The following is a 13538-nucleotide window of genomic DNA, read 5'->3' as shown; positions in this document are numbered from 1 at the left end:
TTAAATTAAAAAGTTAATAGAATAGGAAGATGTATTTTGGAAAAATGGTGGAGTAATGCAGTAGTATATCAAGTTTATCCAGCTAGTTATCAAGATAGTAACGGAGATGGAATTGGCGATTTACCTGGTATCACTAAACGACTAGATTATATTAAAAAATTAGGAGTAGATATTGTTTGGTTGAGCCCCATCTACAAATCTCCTCAAGTTGATAATGGTTATGATATTTCTGATTATCGTGCCATTAATCCAGATTTTGGTAATATGAGTGATTTTGATAAATTACTTGAGAAAGCTCACAGTCTTGGTTTGAAGATCATGATGGATCTTGTTGTAAACCATACTTCAGATGAGCACAAGTGGTTCCAAGAATCACGTAAGGGCAAGGATAATCCATACCGTGATTATTATATTTGGCGTGATGGTAAAGATGGCAAGGCACCTAACAACTGGGGTTCTTTCTTCATGGGCCCTGCCTGGAAATATGACGAGCAATCAGGCCAATATTACTTACACTTGTTTGCCCCACAACAACCAGATCTGAATTGGGAGAATCCCAATGTACGTCATTCTGTCTACGACATGATGAACTGGTGGGCTGATAAGGGTGTAGATGGTTTCAGAATGGATGTTATCAATTATATTTCTAAACCAGAAGGCTTACCTGATGCTATTAAACAAAAAGACGAATTATACGCTAACCCAGAACCATTAGTTGCTAACGGTCATCGTATCCATGAATTCTTACAGGAAATGAATAAGAATGTCATGAGCAAGCATAAGATGGTCACTGTCGGTGAAGCACCGGCCGTTACTACGGATGAAGCTAAGAGATATTCAAACTTAAGTGGTAATGAACTGAATATGGTTTTCCAATTTGAACATATGGGATTAGATGGAAATAAGAATCCCGCTTTAGGACGTTGGTCAGACCGTAAAGTATCACTAACTGATCTACGTAATAATCTAACAAAATGGCAAAAATCATTGTACGGCGAAGCTTGGAACTCACTATACTGGAACAATCATGATCAACCTCGTGTTGTATCAAGATTTGGTAACGACAGCACTGAAGAATATCGTGTCTTAAGTGCCAAGATGTTAGCTACAATGTTACATTTCCAACAAGGAACACCTTATATTTTTGAGGGTGAAGAAATCGGTATGACAAATGCCTACTTCAAAAATTTAAGTGACTATGTGGACTTGGATTCAATCAATTCATATCACCAAATCGTTGATGAACAACACTTGTTAGATGGACCAACTATGTTGAAGTATATGGGAATGCACAGTCGTGACAATGCCCGTACTCCTATGCAATGGGATGCTAGTGAAAATGCAGGATTTTCAACTGGAAAACCTTGGGAACATATGAATCCCAAATATAAAGAGATCAATGTCGAGCAGGCATTAAATGATAAGAATTCTATCTTCTATTATTATCAAGAACTTATTAAATTGCGTCACACAATGCCAGTGATCACTGATGGTAAATACGACTTGGTTGATGGAAATGATAGTGATCCAGAAGTTTATGCTTACACGAGAAAAGATAAGGATACTACTTTATTAGTAATTCTTAACTACACGGATAAGAAGTTAACTAGATCATACGATATTCCGAAAGATGCTAAGTTATTGATCGGTAATTACTCAGATGATTCAGGTGATGATCTTCGTCCATATGAAGCCAAGGTTTATCAATTTTAGTTAAAAGAAGGAATTATTATTATGAAAGCCGAAAATGAAAAATCGACTGATACATTAGACACGTCAAAACAAAGTAAAAAAACTTTTGGTTTCGATAATGCACTGCCTAAGTTACCAATGAAGACGATTTTTGCGATGACATTTGGTTGTATCGGTGTCAATATGGCCTTTACATTACAAGGCTCACAAATGAGTAGAATCACACAAACAATTGGTGTCAATCCTAATAGTTTAGGTTGGTTCTTCTTATTACCTCCATTGTTAGGGATGTTTGTTCAGCCTTTACTTGGAAAATATTCAGATAGTACTTGGACACGCTGGGGAAGAAGAATCCCTTACCTATTAGTAGGTGCACCTATTACTGTTATCGTAATGATCATGTTACCATTTACCGGATCGTTTGGGTTTGGTTACGGATCTATGACGGCGCTAGTGTATGCGGCCATTGCGATTGCTCTGATGGATCTATTTAGTAACGTCTGTTTGGCACCTTACAAGATGCTGGCAGGTGATATGGTTAATGAGGATCAAAAGAACTTGGCATGGTCTTGGCAACAAATCTTTAGTTACGCCGGTGGTATTTTAGCCGCTTTGCTTCCATTCATTCTTACTAAGTTAGGAATGACAAATACTGCACCAAAGGGACAAGTTCCGGCTACAGTTATTTGGGCATATTTGATCGGTGCCGGAATGTTATTGATCACTAGTTTGGTAACTATTTTTAATGTTAAAGAATACGATCCAAAGACATATGCTAAGTATCATAAGTTAGATACACAAAAGAAAGTAGAAACACCTAGTTTATGGAAGTTGTTGAAGAGTGCACCACGTGCATTCTGGGAGTTATCAGTTGTGCAATTGTTCAGTTGGATTGGAATCATGTACACATGGACATATGCAACAGGTGCCATGGCAAACAATATTTGGAATACAACTAATCCATCATCAGCCGGTTTCCAAGCTGCTGGTAACTGGTATGGTGTTATGACAGCCTTTTATAGTGTTGCTGCTCTACTATGGGGCTTGTTCTATGCCAAGACTAAGGCTAACCAACGTAAATTGTGGTATTCTGTTGGACTATTCGCTGATGCAATTAGTATTATTATAGTAGCAACAACTCACAGCCAATGGATCGCATTGTTAGCATTTGCCCTATACGGTATTGGTAATTTTACAATCAATACATTACCATTTACTATGTTAACTACTTCATTGGATGGTAAGAACAATGGATCATATCTAGGTCTATTCAACATTGCTGTTTGTTTACCACAGATCATCGGTTCATTAGCCAGCTTCGTCATCTTCCCAATGGTTGGTAACAGCCAAAGCATGATGATGATAATCGGTTTCGTAGCCATGGTTATCGGTGGGTTCTCAGTAGCAATTGTTCATGAAGGAAAATAAAAACAACTTTGGATCGAATTGATAGGAGACGGTTAGATGTCAGCAACGATTAAAGATATAGCACGTAAGGTCGGAGTGGCACCTTCAACCGTTTCTCGTGTTTTGTCCAACAAATCGAAATATTATACTTCTGAGACTGCTGAAAAGGTCAAAGAAGCGGCTCGTGAATTGGGTTACAAAAAAAATCAGGCAGCAGTTGAATTAGTCAAGAAACAGAGCAATGTTATTGCTGCGGTTGTCAGTTCAGTAAAGACTAACTTTGCTGGACAGATCATTGACGGAATCCAAGCAGAAGCTTCTAAGAATGGTTATAACTTGATCGTAGTTTATTCAAATAGTGCAAGTGCCGAGGAACAGAAGAAGGCACTGTTGACCGTAATTGAGCGACCAGTAATGGGCATACTATTACTGTCGATTGCGTTGTCAGACGATAATATGGATCTGCTGAAAGAATCTGATATTCCATATTGCTTTTTGTCGATGGGATTTGAGGATGATCGGCCATACGTTAGTTCAGATGATGAAAAAATAGGCTATGAAGCTACTAAATTTTTGATTGATAGGGGACATCGAAAAATTGGATTAGCTGCTATTGATGGGTTTCCATATACTGGCAGATTACGTTTAGCCGGATATAAAAAGGCATTGAGTGAGGCAAATATCATACCTGATGATTCTTGGGTTCAATCGGGTGATTACAGTTACAGTGCCGGGGAAGCCGCGATGAAAGCTTATGGAAAAGGCACTGATTTGACAGGAATCGTAGCCGCAAGTGATTTGGCAGCAATCGGTGTTTTGAATCAGGCTCGTAATCTGGGTCTGTCTGTTCCTGATGATCTGTCGATCGTCAGTATAGATGGAACAGAGATGTGCCAAATTGTTCAGCCGCAATTGACTAGCGTATCACAGGATTTTTATGAAATGGGAGTTGTTGGTGTTCAGCGCATTGAGGAAAGTGTATTAAACAAAAAGAAGTTATCTAATAACCAACAATTAGTTGCGATTTATATTGATGAACGTGATTCTACTAAGTTAGTTTGATTTTTGGATTGGTGGGTTTCCGCTTCCGATCAGCAGTAATTCCATCAGTGGCGGGACTGATTTTAGCCATAAAGCGGTCTAAAATCTCGCTTTCTTGCTTTGCACAAACCGCAAATCAAGAAAGACGTCCGTGCTGTAAATGTGGGAAAACCACCCGCATTAACACCATTTTCGCTACTGATTCCATTACTGCTGACCTCCAGCTCAATATTTATTGATTATAAAAAATGCATATCATGACAAGTGGATAAATAATATATCCGAATTGCCGTGATATGCGTTTTTGTTTTGTAGATTATTATTTTGTCGCTAAGTAGATGTTAACTGAAAAATAACACAAACTTAGCTGAGGGCGGACAACAATGGAATCCGCCGTAAAAGTGTACTAAGCGATTTATCGCTTAGTACACTGGACGTCTTGGAAGACTACAGGCTTCCAAGCAAGGTTGAAAACGTAGTTTGAAACCGGTCCGACGGCAGATGGAATTGTTGCCCACCCTCAGCGGCAATATAACAACAAAAACTATTGCACGCTCAATTGGTTCTTACTACTTACAGCCCCGTCAGTAAAGGTAATAACAATATTAGCCCCAATTTCACCTTTAACATCAGAGGTGTAGGAATAAACTTTTGATGTAGTATTTTCGACTGAAGTTTCGGAGTAACCATTTGGTTTACCCAGCAAATTCACGACATCTTGTTCAGATTGACCGTTTTGAATTTGATTGTATAGATCAAGGGTTATTTTTTTGTTGCGCTTTACTTTTAGTCCAGAGATAGACTTGCTGATAGCGTGATCGTTTACGAAACCAACAATCAGAGATGCACCTAAATCACCGTTGGCAATCTTTTTCCAAGTGTATGAAGTTGCTTGAACGTCTCCAATCGTACTATCTGAGTTAGAGGCGTAATTACCGAATAGTTTTTGTAATGTTGCCAATGACATACCATCGGATTGGCTTAAGTAAATGCCGTTGTAATTGTCTAATCTGATTCCGCCTTTATCCTTGTTATTAGTATTATTTTTCTTAATAGGTTTTGTTGTTTTAGAGGAGGATTCTGTTTTATCACTTGAATTATTATTTTGGTAAATATAATACCCAGTTACACTTAATGCGATCAGAATAGTAATCAGTAACCAAAACCACCATTTTTTAAAGAACGGCTTCTTCTTTCGATGTTGACTACGGTATTGTGCACGAGTCATCGTAATTGTATTCATCTAACAATCCCCCCAATGTTCCTATTACCTAATTTTATAATACCAGTAACTGAAGGTAAACTGACAATGGGATATTAATAGTAGAAAAAAGCATCCACGATTAGGTGAATGCTTTTTCAAAGTTATTTTTCAGCTTTTTTAGCTGGTTTCCATAATCCGTAAATAACACCTGAGATAACAGAACCAATAATAACAGCTAATAGATACATTAGTGGCTTATTAGCAAGTGGTGTAACGAAGATACCACCGTGAGGAGCAGGTACGTTGACACCCCATAGTTGTGTTAGACCACCACCGATTGCTGAACCGATAACACTTGAGACGATAACGTGAAGTGGATCTCCAGCAGCGAATGGAATAGCACCTTCAGTGATAAATGAAATACCAAGAACGTAGTTAGATAGACCAGCTTGTCTTTCTTGCTCAGTGAACTTGTTCTTCCAGAATGTTGTAGCAATGGCAATTGCTAGAGGTGGTACCATACCACCGACCATAACAGCGGCCATCAAAGCACCATCTTGTGTAGCAGTAAATGTACCAATGGCGAATGTGTAAGCAGCCTTGTTGAAAGGACCACCCATATCGATTGACATCATTCCACCAAGTAAAGCACCTAAGATAACAGCATTACCAGTACCCATTGATTCAAGGAATGCAGTAATAGCATGGTTAACAACGGCAAAGATAGGATCGATGGCAAAGTACATAATAGCGCCGACGATTAGTAAACTTAGAACAGGGTATAGCAGAATGGGTTTCAAACCATCCAATGACTTAGGAAGGTTCTTGAGTGCCTTCTTAAGGTAGACAACAGTCCAACCTGCAATGAAACCAGCAAGTAGACCACCGATGAATCCGGCAGGACTCTTAGATGAAACAACTGAAGCAGTAGCTTGTGATGCCATGTAACCACCAACGAAACCAGGTAGTAAAGCAGGACGATCACCAATTGATACAGCGATATAGGCAGCTAAAACAGGGATCAAGAAGCTAAATGCATAGTTACCAACGTTGTTGAAGAACAAGAACCATTGTGAATGTGCTCCAACTGAGTTTTCAAGTAAGAATGAGATGGCCATCAAAATACCACCACCAACAACGAATGGAAGCATATTTGAAATACCATTCATTAAGTCAGCATAGATTTTTGACCATAGTGACTTAGATTCTGTTGATTCTTCGTCTTCTGCAGCTCCACCTTCGGAATGGAAGACAGGAGCTTTTTGTTCAGTAGCTAAGTTGATCAATTCTTCAGCTTTGTTGATACCATCTGAGACAGGACGGTTAACTAAGTGCTTGCCATCAAAACGTGGCATATCAACTTTTTTATCAGCAGCGATAATAACACCAGCTGCACGTTTGATCTCATCTGATGTTAACTTATGCTTAACACCCTCAGAACCATTTGTTTCGACTTTAATGTCAACACCCATTTTTTCAGCTTGTTCTTTAAGAGCAGCTTCAGCCATGTATGTATGTGCAATACCAGTAGGACAAGCTGTAACGGCTACGACGAAAGGTTTTTCGTTGTCATTTGAGCCAGCAGCGGCAGCAGCTTTTGCGGCTTTTTCTTTGGCAGCCTGTTTTTCTTCATCAGCTTTATCTTTAGCTTCCTTAGCAGCCATTGCATCATCGAATAATTTTTGAACTTCATCAGCAGTAGTTGCTTTTTTCAAGTTAGCAACTAGATCTGGGTTGATAAGTAGTGATGATAGTGCGGCAAGTGCTTGTAAGTGAAGATTGTCAGCACCATCTGGAGCAGCAATCATAAAGAATAGGTAAGCAGGTTGACCATCTAGTGATTTGTAGTCAATTCCCTTAGCACTCTTTGCAAATAATACGGTAGCACGTTGAACAGCTTTGTCACGAGCGTGTGGCATGGCGATCCCATCACCGATACCAGTACTTGTTTGAGCTTCACGTTTTAAAATATCTGACTTGTATAAGTCTTTGTCGTTGATAACACCGACTTGATAATACTTGTCGACCATTTCCTCAATAGCTTCTTCTTTAGTAGTAGCTTTAAGATCCATGATCATGGCGTCTTTAAGTAATAATTGTTTTAGATCCATGAATAAGTCCCTCCCTTAACTTAATTCCGTGATATTAATTGCTTTATAAACTTCATCAATTTTTTCTTTAATAGCGATATCTTGACTGAAAGCTGTGGCAGAACCACAAGCAGCGCCGATGTGGAAACTTTCGATCGGATCGTTAGTTTGCATGAATGTTCCAGCAAAACCAGCAATCATAGAATCGCCAGCACCAACTGAATTGATAACAGTTCCCTTAGGTGCATTAGCTTTGTATGTATGGTCCCTTGTTACTAGTAGGGCACCATCTCCGGCCATTGAGACAAGAACATGCTTAGCACCTTGCTCTAACAACTTTTTGGCATGATCGATTATTTCTTGATCAGAATTGAAAGTTGTTTTGAAGAGGTCGGCTAATTCGTGATTGTTTGGTTTAACGACTAGGGGATGCAAAGGCAATGTGTCTAACAATGCTTGTCCAGTAGTATCGATAACAAAATCAGCACCTTGAGCTTGAATCATTTTGGCAATATCTAAGTAGAAAGTTTCTGGCAATTGTTTTGGTAGACTACCAGACATGATAACTACGTCACCATTACCAACTGATTTGAGTTGAGAAACAAATTGTTCCTTTTCATCAGATGAAATAGCAGGTCCCATTCCGTTGATCTCTGTTTCTTCATCTTGTTCAACTGCATTGACCTTAACGTTGATACGTGTATCTTCTTTAACAGTAGTAAAGTTTGTTTTCAATTCATGTTGGTCAAGCAGACTCTTGAACATTTCACCAGTAGCTCCACCGACAAACCCCAAAGCAGTAGAATCAATGTCCAACTCTTTAAGAATGCGTGAAACGTTGATTCCCTTGCCACCGGGAAGTTTAACATCGCTAGTAGTTCTGTTAACTTCACCGTTATTCAAAGCCTTCAATTGTAAAACATAATCAATCGATGGATTTGCTGTAATTGTATAAATCAATTAGTTTACCTCCATAATTTTTGCTTTTTTATTTAACAATCCCGATTCTTTTGCTGGTAATTCGTTGGTAATTAATGTAGCATCTTTCAAGTCGGCAAATTTACTAAAGCTGACTTGGCAGTACTTTGAATTATCTGAAAGAATAAATACTTGATTGGATTGTTGTAATACTAAATGCTTGATTGCTGATTCTTCTGGATCAGGGGTCGTATATCCTGAATCGATTGAAAAACCATTAGTACCTAAGAAACATTTATCAAAATGATATGTTTCCAATGTTTGAACCATGGTAGATCCCACTAATGCCTTGGTTGACGATTTCAACTTACCACCAGGCAAGAATGTATCAATATCATAATCAGCGAGCATTGAGGCGTTGTCGACACTATTTGTAATGACCAACAGATCCTTGTGTTCAATAAGATAGGGAATCATGAATTGAACGGTAGATCCCGAATCTAAAAATATTACTTCTTGATTTCTAACTTGGCCAGCTGCAGCCCGTCCAATAGCTTTCTTTTCATCTAAATGAACAGTAGCCTTTTGCGAAACAGCAGGTTCCTCGTGTAGAGAAATAACATTTTGTGCACCACCATGAATTCTTAGTAACTTATGGCAATTTTCCAAATCTTGAAGATCACGTCTGAGTGTTGATTCAGATGCCCCTGTCAGGGGCATCAAATCATGCAATTTAACAATATTATGAATTTTTAATTGCTCTAGTATAATTTGTTGTCTCTCTTCAGTAAGCACTTTCATATCACCTCACCACAATATAATACATCAAATTCATCCAAAATCAACCAATATCATTCAAATTCTTTCAAAAAACTTCAATAACGGTTAAAATGAATCATTGTTATTACGTTTCCAATAATGTAATTGTTTTTATTCAACGTATAATGATATCTATTTTTGTGCTAAAATTTAAAAATGATAACTATGTTTAGAAAGGGGGGTTTTAATGTTTGTAGATAACGTTAAAATCACCGTTAGATCTGGTAAAGGTGGCGACGGAGCCGTTGCCTTTCGCCATGAAAAATATGTTCCACTAGGTGGACCAGCCGGTGGCGACGGCGGTCGCGGTGGTGACATCATATTAAAAGCTCATGAAGGTATGAATACTTTGATGGACTTCAGATACAAACGTATCTTTAAAGCACAACCAGGCCAAAACGGTCAGATAAAGGGAATGTATGGCCATAAGGCTGATCCTGTATATATCAATGTGCCAGCTGGAACATCTGTATATAATGAAGACACTGGTAAGCTGATCGGTGATCTTATTGAACACAATCAGGAATTGGTTGTTGCTAAAGGTGGCGATGGTGGACGTGGAAATATTCACTTCGCTAACTCCAAGAATAGGGCACCAGAAGTTGCTGAAAATGGTGAACCAGGACAAGAGATCCACTTACGTCTTGAATTGAAGCTAATTGCTGATGTAGGTTTGGTCGGATTCCCATCAGTTGGGAAGTCAACCTTATTGTCAGTTGCTACTTCAGCCAAACCAAAAATTGCAGCATATCACTTTACGACACTTTCACCTAATTTGGGTATGGTTAAATTAGATAACGGTCAAGATTTTGTTATTGCCGATCTTCCTGGTTTGATCGAAGGTGCATCAAATGGTGTAGGATTGGGTATTCAATTCTTACGTCACGTTGAACGTACGCGTGTTATTCTTCACCTTGTTGATATGGATCCTGAGAATGGACGTGATCCATATGAAGATTACGTAGCAATTCGTGAAGAATTGGGTAATTATGACGAAAATATTTTGAGTCGACCAGAAGTAATCGTGCCGACAAAACTAGATATTGATGGCTCAGAAGAAAGAATGGAAGAATTCAAGAAACAATTGCTTGCACATTCTGACGGTCACGATGTTGATATTTTCCCAATTTCAAGTATTCAGCATACTGGTGTCAAAGATTTAATGAATCATACTAGTGAGGTTCTTTCAAAAGCTGAACCTATTCACTTTGATGTTCAATCAGATGAAACCAAAGAATACAATTATGAATCAAAAGCTGATAAGTTCACTATCGAAAAAGAAGATGAACACAGCTACATCGTTAAGGGACACGATGTTGAATTGCTTCTACAAAGAAGTAATCTAGATCATCAAGATGGAATTATGAGATTTGCACGTCAACTTAAGAGCATGGGTATTGAAGATGGTCTTATGAAGGCAGGGGCACAATCTGGAGATTCTGTAACAATTCTTGATTTCACGTTTGAATTTATTTAGGGGTAAATAAGTATAATGGATAAATCACCGAAAAGAAGATATATAAGCGGATTTGACGGTTTACGTACTCTAGGGGTTATAGGTGTCATAATGTATCACTTGAATCCTAACGTCTTTTCCGGTGGATATTTGGGAGTTCCAATTTTTTTCTTAATATCAGGTTATTTGATTACTGATCATTTTTTCAATACGACCGATTATGGTGGGAAATTTGATTTAAAAAATTTCTATTGGAAACGTGTAAAGAGATTGTACCCTGGTATGTTGTTTGTGCTGCTAGCATCTGGCGCATACATATTCTTCTTTTTGAAGAATTTACTATATCATTTAGATCAGATATTTATTACTAATGTTCTGAATGTCTATAACTGGTGGCAAATTTTTAACGGTCAATCTTATTTTGAAAGATTCGCCAACAATGAGTCACCATTTACACATCTCTGGACATTATCGATTGAAGGCCAATTTTATATTGTTTGGCCATTATTGCTATTGTTATTTATTAAATTTGGCGTAAAGAAGAGCCGTATTTTTGGATTTACAATGGTCGTTTCGATTGCTTCTGCAATTTGGATGGCAATTTTATTCAAGCCGGGTGTTGATCCAAGTAGAATTTATTATGGTACAGATACACGTTTGTTCTCGATCCTGATGGGATGTGGACTAGCGTTGGTTTGGCCTGCAGAACGTCTTAAGGGCGGTTTGGCAAAAAATGATAAATTAAAACTCAATGTCATCGGGGCTTTATCGATTGCCTTAATGGTTTTGATGATCTTTACAGTTAAGGATAATGATCCATTCTTGTATCGTGGTGGAATGTTTATCTTTACTTTAGTTACTTGTATCTTAATTGGTGTAGTAGCTCATCCTGATGCATTTTGGAATAGGGTGTTAAGTAATAAATTATTCCATTACATTGGTAGCAGAAGTTATGGATTGTACCTATACCAATTTCCAGTAATGATTTTCTTTGAATCTAAGTTTAAGAACATTGCTGATCATCCAATTCTTTATCCAGTGATCGAAGTTATTTTGATAGTATTGGTTACAGAATTTTCATTTAGATTTGTTGAACAACCATTGGCACATGCTAACTGGGATTCAATTAAGTACTTCTTCAAGCGTTCTCTAGGTTATCAAAAAGTATTGGCAGTAATTATTGCCTTGATCACTATTACTGGTGGTTATAGTGTTGTTAAAGCTGTCAGTGCACCTAACCCTAATGTGAACCATAGCCAATTGGCTGATAAGATCACTAAGAACGAAAAGGCCAATAAGAAGAAGAAACAGCAGGCTATCGATAACTTAAAGAAGAATAAGGCTAAACAATCAAATGGTAAGATCAGCGCTGCTGACATGGCTCGATACAAGAAGGCTGCTAAGAGTAATCCTGTCAACCAAGAGTTTGAGAAGTACGGACTATCTCAAACTCAATTGCAACAATTAAAGGATATTCCGTTAACTGCAGTTGGTGATTCTGTCATGGCTGATGGATCTGATAATTTCTTGAAGCTATTTGATGACAAAAAAGTGATCGTCGATGCTGCTGTAAGTCGTCAAGTTGATGCCAGTGTTGATATTTTGCAAAACTACAAAAATCAAGGCGTGCTTGCACCTAACGTAATGATTGGTCTAGGTACTAATGGACCGATCAGTGCGCAACAAGTAGATCAAATTATGAAGTTAGTTGGTCCAAACAGAAATGTTTTCTGGATCAACGTTCATGTACCAACTAGACCTTGGGAGAAGACTGTTAATGGTGTTTTGAGTCAAGCTACTAATAAGTATAAGAACTTACATGTAATTGACTGGAATGACTATTCTAATGGGCATACTGACTGGTTCTATGATGACAATGTTCATCCTAATCCAGATGGTTCAATGTACTATACTTCATTTGTAGTAAAGGAAATACTAAAAGTATTAGATAAAAAATAGAATAGGATTTTTATATGGAACTTGAATTTTTAGGAACAGGAGCCGGAGTTCCGTCTAAAGGCAGAAATGTTTCTAGTACAGCACTGAAAATGCTGGATGAACGAAACGAGGTCTGGCTTTTTGATGTGGGCGAGGCAACACAGCATCAAATTTTAAGAACAACAATTCGACCAAGAAAAATCACTAAGATATTTATTACTCATTTGCATGGTGATCATATTTTTGGACTACCAGGTTTATTGGCAAGTAGAGCCAATCAGGGCGGTAATTCGCCTTTGGAGCTCTATGGCCCAGTAGGAATCAAAGAATACGTTGAAACGGCTTTGAGAGTCACTGGTAGCAAGTTAAACTATAAAATCAAGTATATTGAGTTAAAAGACGGCGGTGAGGTCTTCAATGACAAGACCTTTAGTGTTTATGCCGGCAAACTTAAGCATCGAGTTACTTGTTTTGGATATCGCGTGGTGGAGAAGCCACGTACAGGTGAACTGCTGGTCGATGATCTAAAGAAATATAATATTCCTAACGGTCCAATTTTTGGACAATTGAAGGCTGGTAAAACAGTAACTTTGGACGATGGAACAGAAATAAATGGTCAAGATTATATTGGTCCTGACAAACCTAGCAAGGTAGTTACGATTATTTCTGATACTAGGTATACTCCGGAAATCGATAAGTTATCTCAAGATGCGGATGTAATCGTTCATGAATCAACATTCTCAAATGATGAAAAGAAATTGGCTTATAATTATTTCCATTCAACAGCAACACAAGCGGCTGAAGTCGCTAAGAGATGTCATGCCAAGGGACTCTTATTGACACATATTTCTGCTCGTTATACTGGTAGAGGATCTTTGATTTTACAAAAAGAAGCTCAAAAAGTTTTTAAGAATACTAAAGTAGTTAATGATTTTGATATCTACGAGGTACCATTTAAAATATAATGAGAGCG

At 38.0% G+C, this 13538-nt stretch carries 10 protein-coding genes; 6 read left to right on the top strand and 4 right to left on the bottom strand.

The features are described from left to right. Positions 1-36: 36 nt before the first annotated feature. Genes U8519_RS02660 through U8519_RS02650 form a run of 3 tightly spaced genes read left to right on the top strand, consistent with a single transcriptional unit; the run spans position 37 to position 4161 of the window. Positions 37-1713 (top strand): alpha-glucosidase, encoded by a 1677-nt coding sequence (locus U8519_RS02660; RefSeq protein WP_334328776.1) that lies wholly within the window; start codon positions 37-39, stop codon positions 1711-1713. Between the two features lie 21 nt (positions 1714-1734). Further along, positions 1735-3120: an SLC45 family MFS transporter gene (locus U8519_RS02655; RefSeq protein WP_334328775.1), complete on the top strand. Its 1386-nt coding sequence runs from the start codon at positions 1735-1737 to the stop codon at positions 3118-3120. Between the two features lie 36 nt (positions 3121-3156). Continuing rightward, complete coding sequence (locus U8519_RS02650) at positions 3157-4161, top strand: LacI family DNA-binding transcriptional regulator (RefSeq protein WP_334328774.1); 1005 nt, start codon at positions 3157-3159, stop codon at positions 4159-4161. 523 nt (positions 4162-4684) lie between these two features. Here U8519_RS02650 and U8519_RS02645 read toward each other — a convergent pair. The 4 genes from U8519_RS02645 to U8519_RS02630 all read right to left on the bottom strand — a co-directional run bounded on the left by U8519_RS02645 (position 4685) and on the right by U8519_RS02630 (position 9153). Continuing rightward, on the bottom strand, positions 4685-5383 hold the full coding sequence (locus U8519_RS02645; RefSeq protein ID WP_334328773.1) for a DUF3862 domain-containing protein: 699 nt from the start codon (positions 5381-5383) through the stop codon (positions 4685-4687). Positions 5384-5505: 122 nt separating this feature from the next. Then, entirely contained in the window at positions 5506-7455 is a 1950-nt protein-coding gene (locus U8519_RS02640) for a PTS fructose transporter subunit IIABC (RefSeq protein WP_334328772.1), read from the bottom strand. Positions 7456-7470: 15 nt separating this feature from the next. Beyond that, positions 7471-8394, bottom strand: a complete 924-nt coding sequence (pfkB, locus tag U8519_RS02635; protein ID WP_334328771.1) for a 1-phosphofructokinase — start codon at positions 8392-8394, stop codon at positions 7471-7473. Next, on the bottom strand, positions 8395-9153 hold the full coding sequence (locus U8519_RS02630; protein WP_442892110.1) for a DeoR/GlpR family DNA-binding transcription regulator: 759 nt from the start codon (positions 9151-9153) through the stop codon (positions 8395-8397). A 205-nt stretch (positions 9154-9358) separates the two neighbouring features. Between U8519_RS02630 and obgE the strand changes: the two genes are divergently transcribed. Genes obgE through rnz form a run of 3 tightly spaced genes read left to right on the top strand, consistent with a single transcriptional unit; the run spans position 9359 to position 13530 of the window. Next, positions 9359-10648, top strand: a complete 1290-nt coding sequence (gene obgE / locus U8519_RS02625; RefSeq protein ID WP_334328770.1) for a GTPase ObgE — start codon at positions 9359-9361, stop codon at positions 10646-10648. 15 nt (positions 10649-10663) lie between these two features. After that, positions 10664-12586 carry an acyltransferase family protein gene (locus U8519_RS02620; protein WP_334328769.1) on the top strand — a complete coding sequence of 641 codons (1923 nt, stop codon included), beginning with the start codon at positions 10664-10666 and terminating at the stop codon, positions 12584-12586. 14 nt (positions 12587-12600) lie between these two features. Beyond that, complete coding sequence (gene rnz, locus U8519_RS02615) at positions 12601-13530, top strand: ribonuclease Z (RefSeq protein ID WP_334328768.1); 930 nt, start codon at positions 12601-12603, stop codon at positions 13528-13530. The last annotated feature ends 8 nt before the right edge of the window (positions 13531-13538 follow it).

The organism is Companilactobacillus sp. HBUAS59699 (assembly GCF_036913575.1).
GTDB lineage: Bacteria > Bacillota > Bacilli > Lactobacillales > Lactobacillaceae > Companilactobacillus.
This window is presented reverse-complemented; position numbering and strand designations above follow the sequence as displayed.

What these genes read in the sequence shown, in the direction of transcription:
- U8519_RS02655 (WP_334328775.1), top strand. Translation starts at nt 1,735, where the DNA reads ATGAAAGCCGAAAATGAAAAATCGACTGATACATTAGACACGTCAAAA.
- U8519_RS02650 (WP_334328774.1), top strand. Translation starts at nt 3,157, where the DNA reads ATGTCAGCAACGATTAAAGATATAGCACGTAAGGTCGGAGTGGCACCT.
- U8519_RS02645 (WP_334328773.1), bottom strand. Translation starts at nt 5,383, where the DNA reads ATGAATACAATTACGATGACTCGTGCACAATACCGTAGTCAACATCGA.
- U8519_RS02640 (WP_334328772.1), bottom strand. Translation starts at nt 7,455, where the DNA reads ATGGATCTAAAACAATTATTACTTAAAGACGCCATGATCATGGATCTT.
- U8519_RS02630 (WP_442892110.1), bottom strand. Translation starts at nt 9,153, where the DNA reads ATGAAAGTGCTTACTGAAGAGAGACAACAAATTATACTAGAGCAATTA.
- obgE (WP_334328770.1), top strand. Translation starts at nt 9,359, where the DNA reads ATGTTTGTAGATAACGTTAAAATCACCGTTAGATCTGGTAAAGGTGGC.
- U8519_RS02620 (WP_334328769.1), top strand. Translation starts at nt 10,664, where the DNA reads ATGGATAAATCACCGAAAAGAAGATATATAAGCGGATTTGACGGTTTA.
- rnz (WP_334328768.1), top strand. Translation starts at nt 12,601, where the DNA reads ATGGAACTTGAATTTTTAGGAACAGGAGCCGGAGTTCCGTCTAAAGGC.